At 66.4% G+C, this 26935-nt stretch carries 14 protein-coding genes, 11 pseudogenes and 2 riboswitches; of the genes and pseudogenes, 15 read left to right on the forward strand and 10 right to left on the reverse strand.

Translation table 11 applies throughout. The features are described 5' to 3' along the window. Nucleotides 1–58 precede the first annotated feature (58 nt). Nucleotides 59–1444 (reverse strand): UdgX family uracil-DNA binding protein, encoded by a 1386-nt coding sequence (locus AC0IX7_RS19525; protein ID WP_471813514.1) that lies wholly within the window; start codon nucleotides 1442–1444, stop codon nucleotides 59–61. A 149-nt stretch (nucleotides 1445–1593) separates the two neighbouring features. Then, nucleotides 1594–2838 (reverse strand): putative DNA modification/repair radical SAM protein, encoded by a 1245-nt coding sequence (locus AC0IX7_RS19530; protein ID WP_471813515.1) that lies wholly within the window; start codon nucleotides 2836–2838, stop codon nucleotides 1594–1596. A 365-nt stretch (nucleotides 2839–3203) separates the two neighbouring features. On the opposite strand from AC0IX7_RS19530, the gene AC0IX7_RS19535 reads away from it, so the two are divergent. From AC0IX7_RS19535 to AC0IX7_RS19555, 5 genes and pseudogenes are all read left to right on the forward strand, one after another. After that, nucleotides 3204–3470 carry a hypothetical protein gene (locus AC0IX7_RS19535; protein WP_471813517.1) on the forward strand — a complete coding sequence of 89 codons (267 nt, stop codon included), beginning with the start codon at nucleotides 3204–3206 and terminating at the stop codon, nucleotides 3468–3470. A 154-nt stretch (nucleotides 3471–3624) separates the two neighbouring features. After that, entirely contained in the window at nucleotides 3625–4098 is a 474-nt protein-coding gene (locus tag AC0IX7_RS19540) for a hypothetical protein (RefSeq protein WP_471813518.1), read from the forward strand. Between the two features lie 107 nt (nucleotides 4099–4205). Next, nucleotides 4206–4406 carry a hypothetical protein gene (locus tag AC0IX7_RS19545; RefSeq protein WP_471813958.1) on the forward strand — a complete coding sequence of 67 codons (201 nt, stop codon included), beginning with the start codon at nucleotides 4206–4208 and terminating at the stop codon, nucleotides 4404–4406. Next, a pseudogene (locus tag AC0IX7_RS19550) lies at nucleotides 4403–5263 on the forward strand (HprK-related kinase A). Before AC0IX7_RS19545 ends, AC0IX7_RS19550 begins: the two are co-directional and overlap by 4 nt. Then, a pseudogene (locus tag AC0IX7_RS19555) lies at nucleotides 5248–6235 on the forward strand (nucleotidyltransferase domain-containing protein). The pseudogenes AC0IX7_RS19550 and AC0IX7_RS19555 overlap by 16 nt, the downstream one beginning before the upstream one ends. 12 nt (nucleotides 6236–6247) lie before the next feature. Here AC0IX7_RS19555 and AC0IX7_RS19560 read toward each other — a convergent pair. Next, nucleotides 6248–6520, reverse strand: a complete 273-nt coding sequence (locus tag AC0IX7_RS19560; protein ID WP_471813520.1) for a VanZ family protein — start codon at nucleotides 6518–6520, stop codon at nucleotides 6248–6250. Between the two features lie 84 nt (nucleotides 6521–6604). After that, nucleotides 6605–7272 (reverse strand): annotated as a pseudogene (locus tag AC0IX7_RS19565) (HAD hydrolase-like protein). A 198-nt stretch (nucleotides 7273–7470) separates the two neighbouring features. Here AC0IX7_RS19565 and glmU point away from each other — a divergent pair. The 7 genes and pseudogenes from glmU to AC0IX7_RS19600 all read left to right on the forward strand — a co-directional run bounded on the left by glmU (nucleotide 7471) and on the right by AC0IX7_RS19600 (nucleotide 16553). Beyond that, a pseudogene (glmU, locus tag AC0IX7_RS19570) lies at nucleotides 7471–8806 on the forward strand (bifunctional UDP-N-acetylglucosamine diphosphorylase/glucosamine-1-phosphate N-acetyltransferase GlmU). Next, nucleotides 8807–10633 (forward strand): annotated as a pseudogene (gene glmS, locus AC0IX7_RS19575) (glutamine--fructose-6-phosphate transaminase (isomerizing)). It begins immediately after the preceding pseudogene. Nucleotides 10634–10887: 254 nt separating this feature from the next. Beyond that, nucleotides 10888–11005: riboswitch (glycine riboswitch) on the forward strand. A gap of 1 nt (nucleotide 11006) precedes the next feature. After that, a riboswitch (glycine riboswitch) is annotated at nucleotides 11007–11114 on the forward strand. A 47-nt stretch (nucleotides 11115–11161) separates the two neighbouring features. Continuing rightward, nucleotides 11162–12393: pseudogene (gcvT, locus tag AC0IX7_RS19580) on the forward strand (glycine cleavage system aminomethyltransferase GcvT). A gap of 1 nt (nucleotide 12394) precedes the next feature. Then, nucleotides 12395–12766 carry a glycine cleavage system protein GcvH gene (gcvH, locus tag AC0IX7_RS19585; protein ID WP_060526638.1) on the forward strand — a complete coding sequence of 124 codons (372 nt, stop codon included), beginning with the start codon at nucleotides 12395–12397 and terminating at the stop codon, nucleotides 12764–12766. 112 nt (nucleotides 12767–12878) lie between these two features. Further along, nucleotides 12879–14238, forward strand: a pseudogene (gene gcvPA, locus AC0IX7_RS19590) (aminomethyl-transferring glycine dehydrogenase subunit GcvPA). Next, nucleotides 14235–15888, forward strand: a pseudogene (gene gcvPB / locus AC0IX7_RS19595) (aminomethyl-transferring glycine dehydrogenase subunit GcvPB). Before gcvPA ends, gcvPB begins: the two co-directional pseudogenes overlap by 4 nt. Before the next feature lie 152 nt (nucleotides 15889–16040). Then, the gene (locus AC0IX7_RS19600) at nucleotides 16041–16553 is read left to right on the forward strand and encodes a CcdC protein domain-containing protein (protein ID WP_471813521.1); all 513 of its coding nucleotides are present in this window, start codon (nucleotides 16041–16043) and stop codon (nucleotides 16551–16553) included. 146 nt (nucleotides 16554–16699) lie between these two features. Here AC0IX7_RS19600 and AC0IX7_RS19605 read toward each other — a convergent pair whose 3' ends face one another. Then, nucleotides 16700–17596, reverse strand: a complete 897-nt coding sequence (locus AC0IX7_RS19605; RefSeq protein WP_471813523.1) for a DMT family transporter — start codon at nucleotides 17594–17596, stop codon at nucleotides 16700–16702. Nucleotides 17597–17797: 201 nt separating this feature from the next. Between AC0IX7_RS19605 and AC0IX7_RS19610 the strand changes: the two genes are divergently transcribed. Then, nucleotides 17798–19333 carry an aminoacyl--tRNA ligase-related protein gene (locus tag AC0IX7_RS19610; protein ID WP_471813525.1) on the forward strand — a complete coding sequence of 512 codons (1536 nt, stop codon included), beginning with the start codon at nucleotides 17798–17800 and terminating at the stop codon, nucleotides 19331–19333. Nucleotides 19334–19843: 510 nt separating this feature from the next. On the opposite strand, the pseudogene AC0IX7_RS19615 reads toward AC0IX7_RS19610, so the two are convergent. Continuing rightward, nucleotides 19844–20912 (reverse strand): annotated as a pseudogene (locus AC0IX7_RS19615) (PA0069 family radical SAM protein). A gap of 175 nt (nucleotides 20913–21087) precedes the next feature. Between AC0IX7_RS19615 and AC0IX7_RS19620 the strand changes: the two are divergent. Beyond that, complete coding sequence (locus tag AC0IX7_RS19620; RefSeq protein ID WP_082445022.1) at nucleotides 21088–21285, forward strand: hypothetical protein; 198 nt, start codon at nucleotides 21088–21090, stop codon at nucleotides 21283–21285. An 80-nt stretch (nucleotides 21286–21365) separates the two neighbouring features. On the opposite strand, the gene AC0IX7_RS19625 is transcribed toward AC0IX7_RS19620, so the two are convergent. From AC0IX7_RS19625 to AC0IX7_RS19640, 4 genes and pseudogenes are all read right to left on the reverse strand, one after another. After that, nucleotides 21366–21614, reverse strand: a complete 249-nt coding sequence (locus AC0IX7_RS19625) for a hypothetical protein (protein WP_471813526.1) — start codon at nucleotides 21612–21614, stop codon at nucleotides 21366–21368. Nucleotides 21615–21955: 341 nt separating this feature from the next. Further along, nucleotides 21956–22482: pseudogene (gene moaB / locus AC0IX7_RS19630) on the reverse strand (molybdenum cofactor biosynthesis protein B). A 5-nt stretch (nucleotides 22483–22487) separates the two neighbouring features. Then, a complete protein-coding gene (locus AC0IX7_RS19635; RefSeq protein ID WP_471813528.1) occupies nucleotides 22488–24287 on the reverse strand; it encodes a lytic transglycosylase domain-containing protein in 1800 nt (599 codons plus the stop codon). Between the two features lie 64 nt (nucleotides 24288–24351). After that, a complete protein-coding gene (locus AC0IX7_RS19640) occupies nucleotides 24352–25158 on the reverse strand; it encodes a uracil-DNA glycosylase (protein ID WP_471813529.1) in 807 nt (268 codons plus the stop codon). Nucleotides 25159–25273: 115 nt separating this feature from the next. Here AC0IX7_RS19640 and AC0IX7_RS19645 point away from each other — a divergent pair. Then, nucleotides 25274–26934: pseudogene (locus tag AC0IX7_RS19645) on the forward strand (electron transfer flavoprotein-ubiquinone oxidoreductase). Nucleotide 26935: the final 1 nt, after the last annotated feature.

The raw sequence follows: 26935 nt of genomic DNA on the forward strand, positions 1-26935 counted from the left end.
ATATGGTTCTGGATCCTGACTTTCGTCAGGATGACGGAGAGGATTGCTCGTTCGGTAATCAGGCAATCCGGCCGCCGACAGTCCGCAGGTCCTCGACGAACCGCGCATATTCCTCGGCCGCCTGCGCCGCATCCGGCAGCCGCAGCAGATAGCTCGGATGCACCGTGATCCAGGCCTCGCCGCCATCCGGCAACTGCAACGCACGACCACGCTCGCGTCCGATCGTCATCACCTTGCCGAACAACGATCGCGCCGCCGTCGCCCCCAGCGCCACCGTCACCTTCGGCTTGATCAGCATCTGCTCCTGCTCGATCCACCAGCGACACGCATCGATCTCGCCCGCGCCCGGCTTGGCATGGATACGCCGCTTGCCGCGCTGCTCGAACTTGAAATGCTTGACCGCGTTGGTCACGTAGGCACGCGAGCGATCGACGCCGGCTTCGGCCATCGCCTTGTCGAACATCTGGCCCGCGGGCCCGACGAACGGTCGCCCGGCAAGATCCTCCTGGTCGCCCGGTTGCTCGCCGACGAACATCAGCGGCGCATCGACCGGACCTTCGCCGAACACGGTCTGGGTCGCAGGCTTGTAGAGCGGACACCGCGTGCACCCCGTCGCCTCATCACGCAAAGCCTCCCACGCGATCAGGCTATTGCCACCGACCGTGTCCCGCGCCTTCTGGATCATCCCGCTCTCCCGCGCCTGCGCCGCCGCCAGTAGACCCGGCACCAGCGCGGTTTCGGGCATGTTCTTCCAGTATTTCTTCGGCATTTCCTTCAGCATCGCGCCGATTTTCACGCGCGCCGGATTAAAGATGCTGGCGTAGTACGTCTTCCACACCTCCTCGGTCGGGTCGCCGTCGGGCGCGTCCGCCTTGCTCGCGCCGGGGCCTTCGCTCAGCGCCTTGCCGTCCCAGTGAATCGAGACTTCGGGCGTGAGGATCGACCAGCGCATGCTGGCGAAACGGTTCACGAAGAACGCGGCGTTGGCGCGGACGATGTGATGATCGGGCTCGAACCACGCGACGAACCGCGTGCCGTCTTCTTCCTCGACCTCGCGGAAGCGGAGGAACGCGCGCATCTTGTGGATGTCGCGGCGAACGTCCTTGGCGATCCGGTCGAGCCGGCGGACTAGCGGATCGGCGCGGTCCTCGATCAGTTTCGGCTCGCGGCGAAGGCGGGCGAGGAGCGTGTAGAGCAGTGCGAACCGCTCGGGATCGCTGCCAAGGATCGCGCTACGGGCGAGATCGAGGAACGCGCGCGGCACGGAGAAGGCGCCGGGGGCGGGAGCCGGGGCTGGTTCGGCGACGGTCGCGAACAGGTCCGCCGGTTCGTCGCCGACCTGCCACACGACGTCATCGGGCGGCACGTCTTCGGCGATCAGCTCACGCGCCGCGTCGCGCCAACCGTCGAAATCGTCGGGTTCGGACAGCGTTACGACGCGCACTTTTGCCCCCTCCCTGGAAGGGAGGGGCCGGAGTGGGTTGCTCTCGAGGAATGCTGCACGTGCCACGGGCCGACCCACCCCAACCCCTCCCTTCCAGGGAGGGGGCAGGTTGCCTCCCTTCCAGGGAGGGGGCAGGTTGCGCGAAGTCCTCACGCGAACATTTCCATTTGCTTCGGTTTTGGCGCGACGATCGGGCGGAGTTCGGCTTTGTCGGCTAGCGTTACGGGACGCCAGTCCTCGGCGACGATGAACGGGCGGATCTTCGCCACCGACACCGTCAACCTCGCCACGTCTGCCAGATGCAACCGTCGCCAACGCCGGCTCGTCAAGATGCCATTGACCGCCTTCACCCCCAGCCCTGGAACCCGCAACAGCATCTCGCGCGGCGCCCGGTTCACATCCACCGGAAAGCTCCCGCGAAACTTCAACGCCCAGGCAAGCTTCGGATCGATATCGAGCGGCAGCATGCCCGTAGCGTCGTCGGCAGCCGCCACCACCTCGTGCGGCTGGAACTCGTAGAACCGCATCAGCCAGTCCGACTGGTACAGCCGGTGCTCGCGCATCAGCGGTGGGCGTTGCAGCGGAAGGACCGCGCTCGCATCCGGGATCGGGCTGAACGCCGAATAATACACGCGTCGCAGACCGAACCGATCGTACAGGGTCGACGCCTTCCGCACGATGTCACCGTCCGTCGCCGCGTCCGCCCCGACGATCATCTGCGTCGACTGGCCGGCAGGGGCGAACTTGGGCGCCGACTTGTACTTCGCCTTCGCGTCCTTGCCGTCGATGATCGACGCCTTCACCTCCGCCATCGCGGTCTCGATCCGCACGCCGTCCTTTTCGGGCGCAAGCCGCTTCAGCCCGTTCGCCGTCGGCAGCTCGACATTGATCGACACCCGATCCGCATACAGCCCGGCCTGATGGACCAGTTCTGGATCGGCATCGGGGATCGTCTTGAGGTGGATATACCCCCGGAAATGACGATCCTCGCGCAGAGACCGCGCAACCTCGACCATCTGCTCCATCGTGTAGTTCGACGATGCGATGATGCCCGACGAGAGGAACAAACCCTCGATATAATTGCGTTTGTAGAAGGCGATGGTGAGGTCGACGACCTCCTTCGCCGTGAACCTTGCGCGGCGGACGTTCGAGCTTTTGCGGTTGATGCAATAATGACAGTCAAATATGCAGCTGTTGGTCAGCAGAATCTTCAGCAGCGAAATGCAGCGACCGTCCGGCGCATAGGCGTGGCAAATCCCCATTCCCTCGGTCGAGCCGAGCCCCTTGCCGTCCTTCGAATTGCGCTTGGTCGTACCTGACGACGCACACGACGCATCGTATTTGGCCGCATCGGCGAGAATCTCGAGCTTTTCACGGGTATCGAGCTGGGCCATCCGTTCGTCTTACGTTCCGCTATCGCAAGTGTCGATTGATCGACATCAACGATTCCCGTGATAGGCCTCAGTCGAAGACGTACCGGAACAGATCGACGAGATCCGCCAAGGCTGACGGGCAGCAGCAGCAGCACCAGCGCGTAGAACAGCAGGATCCGGCTCAGCGCCTTTTCGTGCTTGAAGGCGGGCCGGCGTGGTGGCGGCTCATCCCTGCGGGGCCATATGCTGGATTCGTCAAGGAACATGATAGCGCATTACTGCCCGATCTCGAGTAGCCGAACTAGCAACAAATGCGCGGTTTTCGATAACATTGTTTACACACTGTCGAGTTTTGCTAGTTTGACTCATAATCGGGAGGCTTCTCCATGAAGAATGGTCGTGTTCTGTTCGCTTTTGTATGTCTCGTATCGTTTCCGGTTGCAACGCTCGCACAGGTCTCGACCGATGTGACAGTGGCTCCGGCGAAGGAAAAGGAAAAGAAAACGTGCCGTCAGCTCATGCCGACCGGGACGATCATGTCCTCGCGAGTTTGCAACACGGCGGCTGGGTGGCAAAAGTTTGAAGCGAACGGTGCGGCGGGAACGGAAGATTTCCGACGGGCGACGCTGATGTCGACGACGCGCGGCAAATAGCGCTGTAATCTGCGCTGGCGCCTGGGCAGTCGCGCTTTCAGAAAGCTCCTGACCGATCACGTACACCGCGTGCCGTCCTGCTTCGGCACGGTCTGCCGCGCGATATTGTCAGCGCTTCAGGATTGTGAAAGGGCTGGGGTGTAGCAGGGGCAGCATGAGCGACGATACTCTATCCCATCACGATCTGGCCCATCACGATCCGGCCGATCACGGTTCTGGCGCTCCGTCCGCGGACGGGGCGGGGACCAGAGCCGAGGCTGTGCCGACCCGGCGTCGCGTGCTGGCGCTCGGCGCGGTGACGGCCGGTGCGGTCGTGTCGATCCGGCCCGCGCTCGCCCAGACCGTCGGTTCGGTGCTGAACTGCCAAATTCCGGTCCCCGATCCAGGTCGTGCCGGTAGCTATATCGATGCGGACGGCAGGGTCGTGCCGGCGCGCACCAAGGGTGCGTTCCCGCCGTCGACCCGCCCGTTCAAGGGCGAAGAGGTCAAGCGCGCCATGGCCAATGGCAGCACGTTGCCCGGCGTCGATTCCGAGCGCAGCCGCGCTTATGTCAAATACATCCGTCGGTTGCAGCGCGGCCAGGGCGGCTTCACCTGCTTCGCATCGTTGCAGATGCCGCGCGGCTGAGGCCGTGCACGACAGCCTCTATCGCGCTCCGCCCGAGGGGGCTGCTGGTCGCTCCGCTTGACGAGTTCACTGCGGTCTATCACCGCGCGTCGGGAATCACCCACCTGCTGACGGAGCCGGCGCCGCAGATCCTGGCGATCCTGGGAGATGGCGCGCTGTCGCTCGACGCGCTGCTCGATCGTCTCGCGCGCGACTATGAACTCACGGACGGCGATCTCACCGACGGCGATTGCACCAATGGCACGCGCGCGGCTTTGGCGGCGCGGCTTGCAGAACTGGTGGAATCCGGACTGGTCGAGCGGGCATGAGGCACGCCTTCGCCGTCCGCATCGGCCCGGTCGGCTTCCGGATCGGCTCGGACTGGCGCGCGCCGATCGCGCACCTCGAGACGCTGTATCGCGACTATCCCAAGCCGCTGGACGGCGTGCCGGATTTCGCGGTTCGGCTGTTCGCGCGTCGGCCCTGGCGGCGTTTCCTCCGCCCTCGGTCGAGATCGGTGGCGATTACATGCTGCCCGAAGCCGCACCGCTGCCGCTACGCCAGGGGCTGCTCGCCGCCGAGATGGCGATGAACCTGCAGATGGCGCTCGGCGCGCGACGGTATCTGTTGCTGCATGCATCGGCGGTCGAGCGCGACGGGCGTGCGTTGCTGATGACCGGCATTTCGGGGGCGGGGAAGTCGACGCTCGCGACATTGCTCGGTGCGAAAGGCTGGCGGTTCATGGGGGACGAGTTCGCGCTGCTCGATCCGGCAAGCGGGCTGATCCACGCGTTCCCGCGGCTGATCAGCCTGAAGAACGAAAGCGATCGCGGCAGCCGAAGCGGCGTGGCCGGATGCGCGGATGGGGCCGCTGATGCCGGCGACGCCGAAGGGCGATATCCGCCACATGGTCCCCGACGCGCGGGCGATCGCGGCGATGGACGTGCCCGCGCGCCCCGCGTTGCTGGTATTTCCGCGCTATGGTTTCGCGCCCGAAATCCGTTCGGTGCAGCCGGGCGAGGCCTTCGTGCGGATGACCCAGGCATCGACCAGCTATGTCGCGCTCGGCGAAGCGGGTTTTCGCGCGCTGACCGGGTTGATCGGGGATGTGCCTTCGGTAGCGGTGGACTATCCCGATGGCGCGAGCGCGATCGAACAGGTCGAGGCTCTATGGGCGAGGATGTGACCGACGCCCGCGTGCTGGCGCGTGCGCTCGCCGATCCGGCCAGCGTCGTCGGGCTCGATTCGGACGGCTGGACCACGCTGTTGGCGATGGCGCGGGCGGAGCAGCTGATCGGCACGCTGGCGATCCGGCTCGATGGCTTGCCGATGCCGGCTGCGGTCAAGGCGATCCTCGCCGATGCGCGCGCCGCCGCCGAACAGGGCCGCCGCGCGGCGCTGTGGGAAGCGGAAATGGCGCGGCGGGCGCTCGCTGCGATCGATTGCCCGGTTGTGCTGCTGAAGGGGACCGCGTTCGTTGCCGGGGGACTGTCGGCAGGGCAGGGGCGGTCGATCGGCGACCTCGATATCCTCGTGCCGCGCGCGTCGCTCGACGCGGTCGAGTCGGCGCTGCTCGCGGCCGGCTGGGAATGGGTGAAGCCCGACCCGTATGACGACACCTATTATCGGCGCTGGATGCACGAACTCCCGCCGTTGATCCACCGCGAGCGCGACCGGATGATCGACGTGCATCACACCATATTGCCGCTGACCGCGCGGATCACGCCCGACGCGGACGCGCTGGTCGAGGAGAGCGTGCCGCTGGCGAATGGGCTGCGGATCCTGTCGCCGAACGGGATGATCGTCCACGCCGCCGCGCATCTGTTCGCGGACGGCGACCTCGCGGGGAATGCGCAACCTGTGGGATATCCGCTGCCTGGTCGAGGAGTTCGGCACCGACGGTCTCGACGCGGCGGCGCGCCGGCATGGCCTGCACCATGAGGTGGCGCGCTCGCTACGGCTGGTCGACGCGCTGTTCGGCGCGACCGGGGCCCGCGGCGTCGACCGCCTCTACGTTCGCCGGATCGCTGCTCGGGACGGCTGGGGCAGGCCGACCCGACCGATCACGCGCCTGGCCTTCTACGTCCGCTCGCACTGGCTGCGGATGCCGCCGGCGATGCTAGCCCGGCACCTGTGGACGAAGTTCAGGAAGAACTGAGCCCGAAGGCGTTTACGGCAACCGCGCACCACGCTGACGTCGCACCGACCAGACGATCAGCAGCACGACCGTGATCGCCAGCGTATCCGCGATCCAGTCGCGGATGTCGCAATCGCGGTGCAGCGACGGGATCGACTGAAGCACCTCGATCAACGCGCCGAGAAACGAGAAGCGCTCGCCGATCCGGGACAGCTTGGCGGTCGGATAGGCAAGGGCCGCGAGCAGCGACATCGTCGCGAAGGCGAGCATGTGCTGGAACTTGTCGCCGAACTGGTCGGTCGGCATGTGCGGAGAGCTTTGGCAAAAGCGCCATCGTCACCGCGAATACCACCGCCGCGATCAACGCGACGCGAAGAAGCAGGGGCCGGTTCATGCGCCGAGCCTTTCGAGCGTCGGCAGCAACTCGGCATAGCCGTCGATCACCGCGTCGGCGCCGAGCTCGGCGACCGGCTGCATCAGGAAGCCGAAGCTGCACGCGATCGTCGGTAGCCCCGCCGCCTGTCCCGCCTGGATGTCGAAAACGGAGTCGCCGACGAACGCGGCGCGTCCGCCCCCGCCCCCGCCCCGCGTTCTCGACAAAGCCTGACCATCTCGTGGATCGGCATCGGCGATGGCTTGGACTCGGCCAGCGTATCGCCGCCGAGGATGCACGCGAACCGATCGGTCAGGTCCAGCTCGCCGAGTACGGTCCGCGCAAACCGTTCGATCTTGTTCGTGACGATGCCGAGCGTCACGCCCTTCGCCGCCAACGCATCCAGTGCCTCGATCGCACCGGGATAGGGCTTGGTCAGCACGCAGATGTTCGCCTCGTAATAGGCGAGCAGCGTGGCGTGCAACGTGTCGAGCATCGCTTCGTCATAGCCGCCGGTCGCCGTCAGGCCCTGCTTAAGCATGTGCCGCGCGCCGCCGCCGATCATCGGCTTGACCTCTTCGACGCTCAAATGGGGGCGCCCGACCGAAGCCAGCGCATGGTTGACCGCGGCGGCAAGGTCGCCGCTGGTATCGAGAAGCGTGCCGTCGAGGTCGAACCCGACGATATCGAAGAAAAATGCGTCATTACGGTGATGCCTGCCAGCGGCGCTATGGAATTGGCAAGGCTTTCGTGGCAGCGATCCTCCCATGACGACGCATTCCAACGACCAACCGTTTCCGGCGCATTCCCCGTACACCCGCCCGAAGACCCGGCCGTACGCTCTATCGCGGTCGTGATCCTCGCGGCCGGCAAGGGCACGCGGATGAAATCGGACCTCCACAAGGTGCTTCACCCGATCGCCGGGCGGCCGATGCTGCTGCATCTGATCGCGAGTGCGGCGGCGTTGCACCCTGCGAAGACGGTCGTCGTGACGGGAGCGGGGCGCGAACAGGTCGAGGCGGCGGTCGCGCCGCTCGGCATCGCCACCGCGTTGCAGGCCGAGCAGCTCGGCACCGGCCATGCGGTCGCGCAGGCGCGCGGGGCGCTGGCGGGGTTCGAGGGCGCCGGGTTCGAGGGCGACGTGCTGATCCTCTACGGCGACGTGCCGCTGGTCACAGCCGCGACGATGCAGCGGATGATCGACCGGCTGCACGCAGACGATACGCCCGCGGTCGTCGTGCTCGGCTTCCGCCCGGCCGATCCCGGCGCTTACGGCCGCGTCATCGCCGACGCTGCGGGCCGAATGGACCGGATCGTCGAATATAAGGACGCGTCGGAGGCGGAGCGCGCGGTGACGCTGTGCAACTCGGGGTTGATGGCGGTGCGCGCGACCGACCTGTTCGCGCTGCTCGACCGGCTCGGCAACGACAATGCGGCGGGCGAATATTACCTCACCGATATCGTTGGGCTGGCAGGCGCGGCCGGCCGATCGAGGGCGGTGATCGAGACCGGCGCGGACGAGGTGGCCGGCGTCAACAGCCGCGGCGAACTCGCGGGTGTCGAGGCAGCCTGGCAGGCGGAACGCCGCGCGCGAGCGATGGCCGACGGCGCGACGCTGATCGCGCCCGACACGGTCTGGTTCGCGCACGACACGGTGCTGGGCCGCGACGTGGTGATCGAACCCAACGTCGTGTTCGGCCCCGGCGCGCGCGTCGAGGACGGCGCGACGATCCACGCGTTCAGCCATGTCGAGGGCGCGAGCGTGGGGAGGAGCGCGAACGTCAGGCCTTCGCGCGCCTCCGCCCCGGTGCGGACCTCCGCTCGGACGCCAAGGTCGGCAACTTCGTCGAGGTCAAGAAAGCCGTGATCGGCGAGGGCGCGAAGGTCAGCCACCTGACCTATATCGGCGACGCGGATATCGGTGCAGGCGCGAACATCGGCGCGGGCACGATCACCTGCAACTACGACGGCTATTTCAAATACCGCACCGTCGTCGGCGAGGGCGCGTTCATCGGCTCGAACTCGGCGCTGGTCGCCCCGTCAATATCGGCGCGGGCGCGATCGTCGCCGCCGGATCGGTCGTGACGCAGGATGTCGAGGCCGATGCGCTTGCGCTGGTCCGCCCGCCGCAGATCGCCAAGCCCGGCTGGGCCGCACGCTTTCGCGAAAAGATGTTGGCGCGTAAGGCGGCCAGTGGGTTTCCACGGAGTAAGATGTAAATGTGCGGCATCGTTGGAATTTCTGAGCGGCGAAGACGTCGCCGAGCGTCTGCTCGACGGGCTGAAGCGGCTCGAATATCGCGGGTATGATTCGGCGGGGATCGCCACCGACCATGACGACGCGATCGAGCGGCGGCGTGCGTCGAGGAAGCTCGTCAACCTCGCCAACGAACTCGCCGCGCATCCGCTGCCCGGCAAGACCGGAATCGCGCATACCCGCTGGGCGACGCATGGCGGCCCGACCACCAACAACGCGCATCCGCACGCGACCGGCGAAGTCGCGGTGGTCCACAACGGGATCATCGAGAACTTCAAGCCGCTGCGTGACGAGCTGATCGCGCGCGGCCGGACGTTCACCAGCGAGACCGACACCGAAGTCGTCGCGCATCTCGTCAGCGAGAAGATCGAGGCGGGGATGGATCCGGTGTCCGCCGTCCGCGACGTGCTGCCCCGGCTGCACGGTGCGTTCGCGCTCGCGATCCTGTTCCGCCAGCATCCCGATCTGCTGATCGGTGCGCGGCTCGGTTCGCCGCTGGTCGTCGGTCACGGTGACGGCGAGATGTACCTCGGCTCGGACGCGCTTGCGCTCGCGCCGCTGACGCAGCGGATCGCGTATCTCGACGAGGGTGACTGGGTCGTGCTGACCCGCGACGGCGCGCAGGTCTACGACCGGGACAACGCACCCGTCGAGCGTGCGATCACGATCTCGGGCGTGACCGGCGACCTGATCTCGAAGGGCAACCACAAGCATTACATGCTCAAGGAGATCTACGAGCAGCCGATCGTCGTTGCGCAGACGCTGCGTTCGTATCTGAAGCGGATGGAAGGCGAGGTCTCGCTGCCGATCCCCGAGTTCGACCTGTCGAGCATCAAGCGCGTGACGATCGTCGCCTGCGGGACGAGCTTCTACGCGGGCATGGTTGCGAAATACTGGTTCGAACAGTTCGCGCGCGTGCCCGTCGATCTCGATGTCGCGTCCTGAATTCCGCTACCGCGCGCCGGTGATGGAGGATGGCGGCCTCGCCCTCTTCATCTCGCAGTCGGGCGAGACGGCGGACACGCTCGCCGCGCTGCGCCACGCCAAGGCCGAGGGCCAGAAGATCGCGGTCGTCGTCAACGTGCCGACCAGCTCGATGGCGCGCGAGGCGGACCTGTTGCTGCCGACGCATGCCGGGCCGGAGATCGGCGTAGCCTCGACCAAGGCGTTCACCTGCCAGCTCGCCGTGCTCGCTGCGCTGAGCCGCCAATCTGGCGCGAGCGAAGGGGCTGCTGACGAAGGAGCAGGAGCGCGAGATCGTCCGGCATCTGTCGGAGGCACCCGCAGCATTGAACGGCGCGCTCGCGTATGACGAGGCGATCGAGGCGATGGCGCACAACATCGCCGGCGCGCGCGACGTGCTGTATCTCGGCCGCGGGACGGATTATCCGCTGGCGCTCGAGGGCGCGCTGAAGCTGAAGGAAATCAGCTACATCCATGCCGAGGGCTATGCCGCCGGCGAGATGAAGCACGGCCCGATCGCGCTGATCGACGAGCATGTCCCGGTCATCGTCATCGCGCCGTCGGGCCCGCTGTTCGACAAGACCGTGAGCAACATGCAGGAAGTCATGGCGCGCGGCGGCAAGGTCGTTCTGATCTCGGATTACGACGGTATCCAGGCGGCGGGCGAAGGCTGCATGGCGACGATCACCATGCCCAAGGTCCACCCGCTGATCGCGCCTTTGGTCTATGCGGTGCCGGTGCAGTTGCTGGCGTATCATGTGGCGGTGCTGAAGGGCACGGACGTGGATCAGCCGCGTAACCTCGCGAAGAGCGTGACGGTCGAATAACCCGTGGCTTAGTTGGAGCTGGTACATCCAACCACCAGAGACCACCCCGGCGAAGGCCGGAGCCCAGTGGAGGACGGAGGTAACTTAGGCGCAGTCCTCCGTTACGGCGACCTTTCCAATTGGGCCCCGGCCTCCGCCGGGGTGGTGTCTTCTTCCGGGATCAAAGAGCGATTTCTCCCCAGATCCCAAACCCTCGATTGACTATAATTGTGCGCCGCGTCACAACTCGCGGCGTCGATGCCGGGCAACCGGCATGGCACCGCGCGGGAGAGCGTTTCCGGTCCTTTCAGGGCTGGCCCTTGACTGGGCACGGAACCGCCGAAGGAGCAACCACCCCGGAATCTCTCAGGCACCAGAGACCGCGCGGGGCTGATCGACACTCTGGAAAGCGTCCTGGCGTTCGCGCCGAGGGCCACCGAAGGGGTAAGCGCTGGACTTTGTTCGCGCGAAAGCTCTCAGGTCCCGTGACAGAGGGGGTTCGGATCGCAGCACCACCGGGTGCGGCGCGCCCCTTCGACGGAGACGAGCATGAGCGATTACGCCAGCATCATCGATCAGGCCGACGATTACGTCGAGCCCGAGATCCTGCCACTGCCGCTCGACGGGTGGCACCGGGCGCAGGGCGCGCGGATGGTCGAGTTCGCCGGCTACGAGATGCCGATCCAGTATGAAGGCATCATGGCCGAACACGCCTGGACGCGCGACTCGGCGGGCCTGTTCGACGTCAGCCACATGGGTCAGCTCGTCTTCTCCGGCGAAGGCGTCGCGCACGCGCTCGAAACCGTCCTGCCGGGCGACATCGCGGGCTTAAGCGAGGGCAAGATGCGCTATTCGCTGCTGCTTGCGCAGGACGGCGGCATCCTCGACGACCTGATGGCCACGCGCCTGCCCGACGACCAGCCGTCGCCCTTCTCGGCGCAGGACGTTGAGCCTGAAGCGTACGATCCGCTTCACCCGTCGCCGACCGCCAGCGGCAGCTTCTACGTCGTCGTCAACGGCGCGACCAAGTATGACGACGTCAGCTACCTGATCGAGCACCTGCCCGACGACGTCACGATCAACATCCTCGAAGACCAGGCGTTGCTCGCGGTGCAGGGTCCCAAGGCGGTCGAGGCAGTCGCGCGGATCGTCCCCGGCATCGACGCGCTCGTGTTCATGACCGCCGGCGCGTTCCACTGGAACGACGTGCCGCTGTGGATCAGCCGCTCGGGCTACACCGGTGAGGACGGCGTCGAGATCTCGCTCCCCGCCGAACACGCCGTCGCGTTCGCGGACGCGCTGCTTGCGCTCCCCGAGATCAAGCCGATCGGCTTGGGCGCACGCGACTCGTTGCGCCTCGAAGCCGGCCTGCCGCTCTACGGCCACGACCTCGATCCGAGATCACGCCGGTCATGGCCGACCTCGGTTTCGCGCTGTCGAAGCGCCGCCGCGAGGCCGCCGATTTCCCCGGCGCCGAGCGTATCCTCACCCAGCGCGAACATGGCCCCGCCACCAAGCGCGTCGGCCTGATCGTCGAGGGTCGCCAGCCCGCGCGCGAAGGCGCCGAGGTGATCGACGATACCGGCGCGACGATCGGTCGCCTGACCAGCGGCGGCTTCGCGCCGACGCTCGGGAAGCCGATCGCGATGGCCTATGTGCCGCTCGCGCTCGCGGCACCCGGTACCCGCATCGAAATCGCGCAACGCGGCAAGGTCCACACCGCCACCGTCACCGCGATGCCCTTCATTCCCCACCGCTACGTCCGCGCAGGAGCCAAGTGATATGAGCCGTTACTTCACGCAGGATCACGAATGGGTCGATGTCGACGGCGACATCGGCACCGTCGGTATCTCCGAATACGCGCAGAGCCAGCTCGGCGACGTCGTGTTCGTCGACGTCCCCGAAGCCGGCAAAACCTTGTCGAAGGGCGACGAAGCCGCGGTCGTAGAGTCGGTCAAGGCCGCGTCGGACGTGTACTCCCCGGTTTCGGGCACCGTCACCGAGGGCAACGCCGCTTTGACCGACGATTCCAGCCTGGTGAACTCGGATGCCGAAGCGGCGGGCTGGTTCTTCAAGCTGACGCTCAGCGACCCGAGCGAACTCGACAGCCTGATGGACGAAGCCGCCTACGCAGCCTTCGTCGAAGGGCTGTAAGTCGCTGCTCCCCTCCCGCTTGCGGGAGGGGTCGAGGGAGGGGCTGATACAGTCGTTCCCCGCCTCATTCCCTCCCCGACCCCTCCCGTAAACGGGAGGGGAGGAGACTAGAATGCGCTACCTTCCCTGACCCAGCCCGACCGCGAAGCGATGCTCGCCGTCATCGGCGCCTCGACGATCGACGACCTCTTCGTCGACGTCCCCGAAGCCGCCCGCCTCGACGGCCCGGTCCGCGACCTGCCGATGCACGCCTCCGAAATGGCGGTCGAACGCCACATGTCGGCGCTCGCCAAGAAGAACCTCACCGCCGGCGAAGCGCCGTTCTTCCTCGGCTGCGGCGCGTACAAGCACCACGTCCCCGCGTCGGTCGACCACCTGATCCAGCGCGGCGAGTTCCTTACCGCCTACACGCCGTACCAGCCCGAGATCGCGCAGGGCACGCTGCAGATGCTGTTCGAGTTCCAGACTCAGGTCGCCCGGCTGCTCGGCACCGACGTCGCGAACGCCTCGATGTACGACGGCTCGACCGCGTGCTGGGAAGCGATCGTGATGGCGCGCCGCATCACCAAGCGGGGTAGGGCGATCCTCTCGTCGGGCCTCCACCCGCATTACGTCTCGGTCGCGAACACGATGGCCAAGTTCACCGGCGACGTGCTCGACACGACCGCGCCCGAACTGGTCGCCGACATGGACCTCGACCAGCTGATCGCGAAGATCGACGACGACACCTCGTGCGTCGTCGTCCAGCTACCCCGACATCCTCGGCCGCATCGCCGACCTGCGCCCGCTCGCGGACGCGTGCCACGCGAAGAAGGCGCTGCTAATCGCGGTCGTCACCGAGCCGGTCGCATTGGGCGCGATCACCTCGCCCGGCGAGATGGACGCGGACATCGTCGTCGGCGAAGGCCAGTCGCTCGGCGTCGGCCTCCAGTTCGGCGGACCCTATGTCGGTCTGTTCGGCTGCAAGGACAAATACGTCCGCCAGATGCCCGGTCGCCTCTGTGGCGAGACCGTCGACGCGGACGGCCGCCGCGGTTTCGTCCTCACGCTGTCGACCCGCGAGCAGCACATCCGCCGCGAAAAGGCGACGTCGAACATCTGCACCAACTCCGGCCTCTGCGCGCTGGCCTTCTCGATCCACATGACGTTGCTCGGCGAAGCGGGCCTTCGCCAGTTGGCGGAGATCAACCACGCGGGCGCCGTATCGGCGGCCGAGCGCCTGTCGCAGATTCCCGGCGTCGAACTGGTCAACGACAGCTTCTTCAACGAATTCACGCTGAAGCTTCCCATCGAAGCCCGCCCCGTCGTCCGCACGCTCGCCGACCGCGGTATCCTCGCCGGCGTGTCGCTCGGGCGTCTCTACCCCGGCAACGACGCCCTCGCGAACGGCCTCGTCGTCGCGGTGACCGAGAACTACCACCGCGGAGGACGTCGAAACGCTTGCGTCCGCACTCCAGGAGATACCGGCATGAGCATCAACCAGAGCGGCTGGCGCCCGACCTCACCCGAGGCGAACACGGGTGGCGTCCCAGCATCGGTAACCGGCAACAAGGCGCTGATGCTGGAAGAAGCGCTGATCTTCGAGATCGGCGACACCCACACCACCGGCGTCGACTTCGCTGCTCCCTCTCCCTCCGGGGAGAGGGTCGGGGTGAGGGCAGCCAAGCAATGCTGCGTCCGGAACAGCCCCTCACCCAACCCTCTCCCCGGAGGGAGAGGCCAAGCCGTCTGGCCGGTCTCGCTCGTACCGCACCCATCGGCCTCCCCGGCCTCTCCGAGCCCGAAACCGTCCGCCACTACACGCGCCTCTCCCGCCAGAATTACGGGATCGACCTCGGCTTCTTCCCGCTCGGGTCTTGCACGATGAAGCACAACCCGCGCCTCAACGAGAAGATGGCGCGTCTGCCCGGGTTCTCCGACGTCCACCCGCTCCAGCCGGTCGACACCGTTCAGGGCGCGCTCGAAGTCATCCACCAGCTCGCGCACTGGCTCGTCACGCTCACCGGCATGACCTCGGTCGCGATGAGCCCCAAGGCGGGCGCGCACGGCGAGCTCTGCGGCATCCTCGCAATCCGCGCAGCATTGGAAGCCAAGGGGAGGGCGCGCGGAAGATCATCCTCGTCCCCGAGAGCGCGCACGGCACCAACCCCGCCACCGCCGCGTTCGCGGGTTATAGCGTCGAGGACATCCCCGCCACCGCCGAAGGCCGCGTCGACACCGCCGCGCTAAAGGCCCGGCTCGGCCCGGACGTCGCCGGCGTGATGATCACCAACCCCAACACCTGCGGGCTGTTCGAGCGCGACATGCGCGAGATCTCGGACGCGGTGCACGCGGCAGGCGGCTACGTCTATTGCGACGGCGCGAACTTCAACGCGATCGTCGGTCGCGTCCGGCCGGGCGATCTCGGCATCGACGCGATGCACATCAATCTGCACAAGACCTTCTCGACCCCGCACGGTGGCGGCGGCCCAGGCTCGGGCCCGGTGGTGTTCTCGGAGGCTTTGACCCCTACGCACCGCTCCCGTTCGTCGAAAACCAGGACGGCCAGTTCGTCCTCGTCGAAGAAGAAAATGCCGACGAACATCACGCCGGAAGCTTCGGCCGCATGGTCGCGTTCCACGGCCAGATGGGCATGTTCACGCGCGCGCTCACCTACATCCTCAGCCACGGCGCGGACGGCCTGCGCCAGGTGTCCGAAGACGCGGTGCTCAACGCGAACTACATCCTGCGCAGCCTCGACGACACGCTCGACGCCCCGTTCGGCCCTTCGGGTCCGTGCATGCACGAGGCGCTGTTCTCGGACTCGGGCCTCGCCACCGGCTTCTCGACGATCGACATCGCCAAGGGCCTGATCGACGAGGGCTTCCACCCGATGACGATGTATTTCCCGCTCGTCGTCCACGGCGCGATGCTGGTCGAACCGACCGAGACCGAGTCGAAGGCGGCCCTCGACCAGTTCATCGCCGCACTCCGCTCGGTCGCCGAACGCGCGAAAGCCGGCGACCCAAGCCTAAAGACCGCGCCGCATTTCGCCCCGCGCGCGCCTCGACGAGACGCTCGCAGCGCGGAAACCGGTGCTGGTCTGGAAGGACCCGGCTCCGCTGGCGCAGGCCGCAGAATAAATCGCGGCCCCGTTCTCCTGCGAACGCAGGAGCCCAGGAGTTACGAACGCAACCGCCCGTAACCCTGGATTCCTCGCATCCGCAGGAAAACAGATTGCCCGGGCGCCGCAACCGATCTAGCTTCCGCCCCAACGGGGTGGGGGCCAAGATCAATGCAGGCGCACGAAGTACAAGGCTGGATCAGCTACGCGATCACCGCAGTCATCATCGGCATAGTCTTCGCGGTCCGCTGGCGCCGGATGAGCGTGGCGAAACCTCTCAAGCTCGAACGCCTATGGGTTTTCCCCGTGCTCTACGCCGCCGTCGCGCTGTACATGTTCACGATGTACCCGCCGCACGGCCTCGCCTGGCTGTTCTGCGCGCTCGCCCTCGTGATGGGCGCCGCGCTCGGCTGGCAGCGCGGCAAGATGATGCGGATCACGATCGACCCCGACAGCCACGCGCTCAACACGACCTCATCGCCCGCCGCGGTCCTGTTCATCGTAGCAATTGTTGCAGTCCGCACCGGCGCCCGCGCGGTCATCGGCGACGGCCACACGCTGCACCTCGATGCGTTTGCGATCCCCGACATGCTGGTCGCGCTGGCTCTTGGCCTGTTCACCACGCAGCGCATCGAAATGTACCCGCGCGCAAAGCGGATGCTGGAGACGGCACGAGTTCGCTAACCCGCCGCTACCCTACGATCCTCCCCCGCCAGGGAGGGTGACTGGCGCTTGCCAGACGGAGGGGAGGAAAGGGTAACCTCTGTTCCGTGTCCGCCCCTCCGTCACCTTCGGCGACACCTCCCTGGCGGGGAGGATCAAGGGTGGCCTCAAGCGATCGCCCGATCAGTCTCTTCCCGCCGCCGCACATGCTCGCGCCAGACGATGTACAGCCCGCTCGCGACGATCACCGGCGCGCCGAGCCACGTCGCCTCCGCCGGCAACGTGTCGAACACCAGCCACCCCAGTAACGTCGCCCACAGCAAGCTCGAATAATCCATCGGCACCACCACCGACACCGGCCCGAGCCGCAACGACGTCGTCATCGCGATCTGCGCCAGCCCGCCGAAAATCCCGACGCTTGCCAGGCACACCCAAGCGAAGAGATCATGCGACTGCGCCGCCTGCGCATAGAACACCGACAACGGGATCAACGACAGCGCCGAGAACCAGAACACCGTCGTCAGCGCACTCTCGGTCTTGCCGATCTGCCGCAGCAGGATCGACACGCTCGCGGTCCCGAACGCCCCCGCCAGCGCACATCCCGCACCCCATAACGGAAAGTGATCGCCGCTCCCCGGTTGCGCCACGATCAGCACGCCCGCGAACCCGGCTGCGACGGCACCCCAGCGATGCCACCCGGTCGGCTCGCGCAATACCAGCGCCCCCAGGATCGTCGCGAAGATGGGAACGGTGAACCCGATCGTCGTCGCCTCCGCGAGCGGCAGCGCGACGATCCCGTTGAACGTGAACGCCATCGCCGACAGCCCCACGATCGCGCGCACGACATGCGCCGGCAACCGCTTCGTCCTCACCGAAGGCAGACCCGGACCGGCGGCGATCACCCCCGACACCAGCAGGCACGCACCGAACTGCCGAAAGAACAGGATCTCCGAAACGCTCGCGCCGTGCCGCTCGGCCAGCTTGATCGCGGTATTCATCAGCGCGAAGATCACGACCGACAGCAACCGCATGCCGATGGCGGGAAGGATGCGGTCGGTGGGCATGCCTGGTCCCTAGCGAGGGGACGGCGGGCATCCCACCCCAAACGTCGGTCGAACGCTAGTCATCCCGACACCAACACCCGTCATCCTGACGAAAGTCAGGACCCAGGATACCACTCACACCGCCCGTGGCTCTGGGTCCTGACTTTCGTCAGGATGACGGGAAGAGATGACGAACCCCCGCGCACCCGCTATCCGCACCCCATGATAAAGCGCGCACTCCCCGTCACCCGCGAGGCGGATTTCTCCGCTTGGTACCAGGCCGTCATCTCCGAGGCCGACCTCGCCGAGGAATCCGGCGTCCGCGGCTGCATGGTCATCCGCCCTTGGGGCTATGGTATCTGGGAGCGTATCCAGCGCCTGCTCGACGACCGGATCAAGGCGACCGGCCACGAGAATTGCTATTTCCCGCTCTTCATCCCGCTCTCCTATTTCGAGAAGGAGGCCGAGCATGTCGACGGGTTCGCCAAGGAAATGGCCGTGGTCACGCACCACCGCCTCAAGGCCGACGGCTATGGCCGCCTGATCCCCGATCCCGAGGCCAAGCTCGAGGAACCCCTCGTCGTCCGCCCGACGTCTGAAATGGTCATCGGCGCGGCGTTCGCGCGCTGGGTCCAGTCGTGGCGCGACCTGCCGGTGCTCATCAACCAATGGGCGAACGTCGTCCGCTGGGAGATGCGCACCCGCATGTTCCTGCGCACCAGCGAGTTCCTCTGGCAGGAAGGCCACACCGCGCATTCCACCGCCGACGAGGCCCGTGACGAGACGCTGAAGATGCTCGAAGTCTATCGTGATTTCGCGGAGGAATGCCTCGGCGTCCACGTCATCGCCGGCGAGAAGCCCGAGAACGAGCGCTTCCCCGGCGCTGTGGCGACCTATTCGATCGAGGCGATGATGCAGGACGGCAAGGCGCTGCAGGCGGGCACCTCGCACTTCCTCGGCACCAACTTCGCCTCGGCGCAGAACATCCGCTTCCAGAATGCGGGCGGCGAGTTCGAGCTGTGCAACACGACAAGCTGGGGCGTATCGACGCGGATGATCGGCGCGGTCATCATGGTCCACGGCGACGACGACGGCCTGCGCGTGCCGCCGATGATCGCGCCGTGGCAGGTCGTGATCGTCCCCATGTTGCGCGACGTCCCCGAGGACGCGGCGATCGTCGACTATTGCAAATCGCTCCAGGCGGAATTGGCGAAGCAGTCCGCGCTCGGCGAACCGGTCCGCGCGCTGCTCGACCTCAAGCCTGCCAAGGCCGCGACCAAGCGCTGGGGCTGGGTCAAGAAGGGCGCCCCGATCGTGATCGAGGTCGGCGGCCGCGACATGGCCGGCGGCAACGTCACGGTCATCCGCCGCGACCGCCTCTACCGCGAGGACGGCAAGCTCGACAGCAACGCCGTCGCGCGCGACACGTTCGTCGAGGAGGTCTCGGGCATGCTGCACGACGTCCAGGCGACGCTCCACGTCGAATCGATGAACCGCGTGAAGGGCAACATCGTCCCCGCGAACGACTTCGCCGCAGTCGAGGCGCATTTCGCGGAGGGCGTGAAGAACCCCGGCTGGGTCGACGTCCGCTGGTCCAAGCCGACCGGGCCCGCGCTCGACAAGGTCGTCGAGCGGTTGAAGGCGTTGAAACTCACCATCCGCAACGCACCGATGGGCCAGACCGGCTGCGATGACGGCGCATGCATTTTCACCGGCGAACCCGCAGTCGAACGCATCCTGATCGGCCGCGCCTACTAGGTTCGCCGATCGGCTGCGGCTGGCGCCACGTCCAGGGCTCGCCCGGAGTCGGGGGCGGGGTGCCGAAACGGCCCGGATGCTCAGTGGCAGGAGCAACCGAAACGGACCGGTCCGTCGGCTCCGTCGCGGTTCCCCGTCTGGTATCGTCGCATTGGCTTCGGCCGCTTTGCGCGCATCCAATATCCGGAAGGCAGTCCGATCGAGATTTGGCAGCCCGAGGATGTTTCGTGACGACGACAAGCGAGAAGTTGGTCTAACGAGCGGTCGGGTTCGTGATGTACCAGAACTCGACGGGCGAGCGCCAAGACTTCCCCCTCCCTGAAAGGGAGGGGCCGAGGTGGGCTGGCCCATTCAAGCCACGACAGTTCGGATGGGCGGAAGCCGACCCACCCCCAACCCCTCCCTTACAGGGAGGGGAGCAGGATGGCAGGTGTGATTCGTATGGGCTAGGGCGCGGATCGCCGGCTGAGTCATCCGCCGCGCCACTCGCCAAGCCTCCACCAAGCCCCCTCAAAACAACTCCCCTTGAGGCCCCCTCGGCGCGCGGAACAGGTCGCTCCGCAACGCAACTCGCTCGCGGTTCAACCCATGCTTCGCACACGCGATCCTGAACCGCGTCCCCAGCAAGTCCGCCCAAGGCCCTTGCCCCTGCATCCGCGTGAAGAAGTTCGGATCGTTATCCTTGCCCCCGCGCAGCGAGCGCGATCGTCGCCATCACCTTCCCCGCGCGGTCCGGAAAATGCTCGTCGAGCCAGGCCCGGAACAGCGGCGCCACCTCATGCGGCAACCTGACCGGGATGAAGAAGGCCCGCGTCGCCCCGGCCTCCGCCGCCCGCGCGATCAAATGCTCGATCTCGTGATCCGTGATCGCCGGGATCACCGGCGCGATCGAAACATACACCGGCACCCCGCATCGGCGAGCTTCCGCACCGCCGCCAGCCGCCGCTCGGGATGCGGCGCGCGCGGCTCGACGGTCGATGCCACTTTGGGATCGAGCGACGTGATCGACATCGCCACCGCCGCCAGTCCCTTTGCCGCCATCGGCGCCAGCAGGTCGAGATCGCGCACCACGCGGTCCGACTTGGTCGTGATCGTCAGCGGATGATCCGTCTCGCTGAGCACCGCGATGATCCCGCGCGTGATCCGCCAGTCGGTCTCGATCGGCTGGTACGGGTCGGTGTTCGTCCCCAGCGCCATCGGCGCGACCGCATAGCCCGGCTTCGACAATTCGGCGCGCAACAACGCCGCGGCGGAAGGCTTCGCGAACAGCTTGCTCTCGAAATCGAGCCCGGGCGACAGGTCGTGAAACGCATGGCTCGGCCGTGCGAAACAATAGATGCAGCCATGCTCGCACCCCCGATACGGATTGATCGAGCGGTCGAACGGCACGTCGGGCGATGCGTTGCGGCTGATGATCGTCCGCGGCGTCTCGACCGTCACCGTCGTGCGCAGCAGGTGCGATCCCGTCGATCCCCTCGCGCATGTCGAGCCAGTCGCCGTCAGCCTCGGTCTGCGGCAGGTTGAACCGCCGGCTCTCGTCGTTGCGCGTCGCCCCGCGAACTGGTCGAGTGGTCTTCATCGGCAGACGATACGCGCGATGCCAGAACAAATATAGAACATAATTCCCTGCCTAGCGCAGTTGCTCCGGACAGAATCTTGATCTACATTAGAGAAATAATGGCGGGTTTCTAGCGACTTGCCCGTGGTACGAATGAGCGCTCGCCGCGTGCGGCGATTGCGCGTAGGGCGAAGCGATGACGGGACAGATCACCACGGTGGAACGGGCTTTCGAACTGGCACGCTCGGGCGAGTGCGAGTCGGTCAACGCGCTGCGCCAGCGGTTGCGGCGTGAGGGGTATGACGCGGTCCACCTCCATCTTCATGGCGCGTCGATCAACAAGCAGCTCGTCGACCTGATCCACGCGGCACGCGGCGGGTCCGCGCTGGCCTGACGCGGGGGCCTGACGCGGGGGCCCGACGCGGCGGCGGTCCGGTCGAGACACGCGCACGCTTCCGACCGAACCGTGCAGCCTCACTTCTGCGCCAGCATCACCGCCTTCGGCATGTTCAGCCCGGCAGCAGACCATTCGGCGGACGTCTTGCAGATCATCCGATCGATCCGCGAACCGGTCACGGCCGGCTCGACCATGCAATATTTCTGCGTCTTGGCGTCGTACTTGAGCACCGTCTTCTGCGTCGAAGTCGAAGGTGCAGCGAAGGCCGGAACGCTGATCGCCAGCGCAGCGACGGCAACGAGGCTCTTCAGGAAGATCGGGGTCATGGCAGGCATCCTTATGTTGGTATGAGGCGCCCGGTGGGGCGGCATCCCGATCAATGCATCTGGCGTGCCAGTTGAGTAATACAGTGCTACACAGCGGTGAAGATGTTCGAGCAGCGAGGTTTTTCACCGAATAGCTAAACTGTCCGAGTAAAACCTCGATCGCAAGACACGCCACAATCTGGCGAAAATCGCAGCGAATTGGTGCGAGCCATCGTCACGCTGGCTAAAAACGTCTCTCCCTCTCCCGCCGGGGAGAGGGAAGGACCCGCGGCCACTCGGCCGTGGGAGGGGTGAGGGCACGCGCAGCTAAAGCGGGTGAAGCCACCTCGCCCGGAAGAGCCTCAGCGCTCCAGCAACCGCGGCATGAGCTCGACGAAGTTGCAGGGCCGGTGTCGGCTGTCGAGCTGGTCGCGCAGGATCCCGTCCCAGCCATCCTTCACCGCCCCGGTCGAGCCCGGCAGCGCGAAGATGTACGTGCCCTTCGACACGCACGCGCACGCGCGGGACTGCACGGTCGACGTGCCAATCGTCTGGTAGCTGAGCATGCGGAAGAGCTCGCCGAAACCGGGGATCATCTTCTCGGCGACCTGTTCGATCGCCTCGGGGTAACATCGCGGCCGGTAACGCCCGTGCCGCCGGTGGTGATGATGCAATCGACCTCCGGATCGCCGATCCACGCATGCAGCCGCGAGACGATCGTCTCGACATCGTCCTTCTCGATCCGGCGATCGGCGAGCACATGCCCCGCTTCGGTCAGCCGCGCGACCAACGTGTCGCCCGAGCGATCCTCGGCCAGCCCACGCGTGTCCGACACCGTCAGCACGGCGATCCGCACCGGCAGGAAAATCCGGCTTTCGTCGATCGGCATGAAACTCAGTCCGCGCGCGTGATGGTAGAGGATTGCGGCCCGACGCTGGCGTTCACCGCAACCGTGCTGGCGCTCGCCCGCGCGTTCGGCCGGGCGTTCATCCGTACCGCGGTCGCACCCGGCAGGCCGGGGAAGCGCGGCCACATGCCCTGCGCCAGCGCATTACGGCTGACCGAAGCCTTCTTGCCGCCCTGCGCCTCGTACATCCAGTAATTGCGCAGTACGGTGGTCACGTAGCCACGCGTTTCCCAATACGGAATGCTCTCGATATACAGCAGCGGATCGCCGTTATCGCGGACGATCGCGTTCCAGTCGCCGACCGGGCGCGGCCCCGCATTATACGCCGCGATCACCTTGGGCAGCAGCCCGCCGGTGACGCCCGCCATGTCGCGCAGCCGCTCCAGATGGCGCTGGCCGATATCCATGTTGGTCGACGGCTTGGTCAGCGCCTTCACGTCGATCGACGTGCCGCGTTCGCGCGCGAAATCGGTCGCGGCGGCCGGCATGATCTGCATCAGGCCATACGCGCCGGCCGGGCTCTTCACGGTGTTGCGGAACCGCGATTCCTCGAGCGTGTGGGCATAGACTAGCGCCTTGTCGATGTGCCAGCCGCTGTCCGGCGTCCAGTTCGGCGTCGGATAGCGTGCCTCGGCGGTCGACGTCACACCCTGCGGGCAATTATGTGCGAGCCACACGGTGGTCGCGGGCAGGCTCAATGCTTCCGCCACGCGGACCAGGTTGCCGAACTCGCGCGGGTCGCCGATCTTGGCCTGCTGGCGGATCACCGTATCGGCCAGATCGGTCTCGCCGACCTCGACCAGCGCCGCCGCGACGCGCACGTTCGGACGCTTGCCGACGACCTGCCAATCGCTGGCGACCAAGCCGCCGACCGACGTTCCCTTGTCCTTCATCGCCAGTTGCTGGCGCGCGAGCTGGCCATAGAAGCTCTCGCCGAACTGCGCCGCCGCCTTCAGCCGACCCTCGATCTTGTCGGGGCGCGAGCACACCATGTCCGCGCGCGACGCCCAATACAGCGCCGCCGCGCGCAGATCGACGTCGCCCGCGCGCGCCGCAACGCCCTCGAACCCGGACTCCGCATTCGCACAATCATTCTGACGCCATGCCGCCAGCGCGCCGACCCAGCGACCCTGCACGGCCCAGTCGCCGACGCCGTCCTGCGCCTTCGCCGCCATCACGCGCGCGTTCACGTCGTCGCCCTGCAGAAAATAGATCCACGCGATCTTCTGCTGCCACTCGGTCAGCGCCTCGGGGGTGAGCCCCGGCGTGCTCTCGAGCAGCGACTGCGCCTCACGACCCATGTCCGCCTTCACGTAAGGCTGCATCTTCAGCGCGAGATCGGCGGCGATCATGTCGCCCTGCAGGCTCTTCGCGCGCACCCGACGCGGTGCGCCGTCCTGCCAGATCAGTCGTTGCGCGGCGGGCAGGGGAGGCAGGTCGACCGCCCCGCGCACCTTGGCCAGCCGCGAAATCTGTTCGGCCTCGGGCAGCTCGGGCGCTTCGTTGAGCAACGCGACGAGCGGCTCCATCTCGATCCTGGGCGAGCCCTTCGCCGTGTACATCTCGGCGCGCGCGATCGCGTGCAGCGGGCCGGGCTTCATCGTGTCGAGCTGGATCTGCGCGTCGGTCCACTTGCCGTCGCGGATCGCCGCGAACACCGTCTTGTACGCCTCGCGCTGGCCCGCATCGAGCTGGTCCGGGATCTGTTCCAGCGTCGGTGCGCCGACCAGTTGCGTCGAACCGAGCCGCGTATCGCCACCCGGCTCGCCCGCGACGGTCGCCGCCATAGCCGGAAGGGGAGGGCGCCGAGCCCCAGAGCGATCGCCGCCCGCGATACAGACCGAATCCGAATCATCTCACGCCCTCTTGCGATATCTGTTCGCGCATCAGCATCTGCAAATCCTTCCAGGCCTCGGCCTTGGCCGCTGGCTTCTCGATTAGAAACCGCGGATGAAAGCTCGCGACCACGCTCGTCATATGCGACGCGTCACCGACCCCTGTTTGTGCGGTCTTATGGTTAAGCCCATGTAAACGCCCGCGCGCCGCCTGTAATTCCGTCCCGAGGATCGCACGGCTCGCCGCATTGCCGAGCAACAGCAACCGCTTGGGCGCGACCAAACCGATGTGATGTTTGGCGATTTCCGCAAGCCTTTCCTCGACCTCGCTTTGGATCCGCCCCGCCGTCGGGCGCTTCGCGCACACCGCTGCGAGGTGCACCTCGTCGCGGGTCAGCCCGATCGCCGCGAGCATCTTGTCGAGCAACCGACCCGATGCGCCACTCAGCAGGGCCCCGGCGTCGCCGTCGTCGCGATCGGGACAATCGACAAGCACCATGACCGTAGCGTCAGCCGGGCCGACCGCTGCCAGCGAAACCCCGCTCCAGTCCGCCTCGGGAACCTCCGCACCGCTTCGCCAGTTGAGGAATTCGGCGAGCGAAATCGGCATCGCGGACGGTGCGGCGACGGGCGCAACCGGTGCCGCATCAGGCGCGACAAGCGGTTCCGGCGCCGCGAACCAGTCGCGGGGAACGTCGTCGACCAGCGTGTCGACGCCAGCCTCGTGCCACCAGTCGAGCGCACTCGCCGCGGCGTTTCGCCAATCGATGGTTTGATCCGCCCCACAGGGTAACCTATGCTGCACGGTTGACGTGGCGGTCAACTCGCGCAATCGCCATATTGGACAAGATGGTGCCGGTCCGAGCCCGAACGAAGGGCGGAGCATCAAGCGCTTGGCCCCAAAGCTAGGCAATAAGGGGAGATCCCGGGAGACGATGATGACGACACGTGAATCGATGCCCTATGACGTTGTGATCGTCGGCGCAGGTCCGGCGGGGCTCTCGGCAGCGATCCGTCTCAAACAGCTGGCCGCCGAGAAGGACGCCGAGATCAGCGTCTGTGTGCTCGAAAAGGGCTCGGAAGTCGGCGCGCACATCCTCTCCGGCGCGGTCATCGACCCGAAGAGCCTCGACGAGCTCCTGCCGAACTGGCGCGAGGACGGCTGCCCGCTCGCCGAGGTTCCGGTCACCGAGAACCATCACTGGATCCTGAGCAAGACGAAGAAGAGCGAGATGCCGCACTTCGTCACGCCTTCGTTCATGCACAACAAGGGCACCTACACCGGCTCGCTCGGCAACCTCTGCCGCTGGCTCGCGGGCAAGGCGGAGGAACTCGGCGTCGAGATCTTCCCAGGGTTTGCCGCCGCCGAAATCCTGTTCAACGACGACGGCTCGGTGAAGGGCGTCGCGACCGGCGACATGGGTGTGGCGCGCGACGGCACGCACAAGGGCGACTACACCCTGGCCTCGAACTCCACGCGAAGTACACCTTCTTCTCGGAAGGCTGCCGCGGTCACCTGACCAAGCAACTGATCGCCAAGTTCGCGCTCGACAAGGACAGCGATCCGCAGGTCTACGGCCTCGGCATCAAGGAGCTCTGGGACATCGATCCCGAACTCCACTCGCCCGGCCGCGTGATCCACACGCAGGGCTGGCCGTTGTCCGAAACCGAAGGCTCGAACGGCGGCGGCTGGATTTATCACCAGGCGAACGGCCAGGTCTCGATCGGCTTCGTCACGTGGCTCAACTACACCAACCCGCATCTCTCGCCGTTCCACGAGATGCAGCGCTGGAAGACCCACCCAGAGATCGCCGCGCTGCTCAAGGGCGCCAAGCGGGTCAGCTACGGCGCACGCGCGATCAGCGACGGCGGGCTGCAGTCGATCCCGAAGCTCGTCATGCCCGGCGCAGCGCTGATCGGCGACAGCGCCGGCTTCCTCAACGTGCCGCGGATCAAGGGCACGCATACCGCGATGAAGTCCGGCATGATGGCCGCCGAGGCCGCGGTCGAGGCGATCGTCTCGCAGCGCGGCCATGACGAACTCGCCGCCTATCCCGAGGCGTTCGAGAAGTCGTGGGTGAAGAAGGAGCTGTCGGTCGTCCGCAACGTCGTGCCGCTGGTGAAGAAGTTCGGCGACCTGGTCGGTTCGGGCCTCGCCGGGATCACGATGTGGCTCGAGCATCTGGGGATCAAGGTCCCCTTCACGATGCACCACCATCCCGACCATGAGAGCCTGTGGCGTAAGGATCTCGTCAAGCCGATCGCCTATCCGAAGGCCGATGGTGTCCTGACGTTCGACCGCCTCTCGTCGGTGTTCATCTCGAACACCAACCACGAGGAGGACCAGCCGGTTCACCTGACGCTCAAGGACCCGGCGGTGCCGATCGAATACAACCTGCCGATGTACGACGAGCCTGCGCAACGCTATTGCCCGGCCGGCGTTTACGAGGTGGTCGGCGAGGAAACCGGCGACCCGAAGTTCGTCATCAACGCGCAGAACTGCGTCCACTGCAAGACCTGCGACATCAAGGACCCCACCCAGAATATCAACTGGGTCGTACCCGAGGGCGGCGGAGGCCCCAATTATCCCAACATGTAAG

The organism is Sphingomonas sp. AC411 (assembly GCF_979253035.1).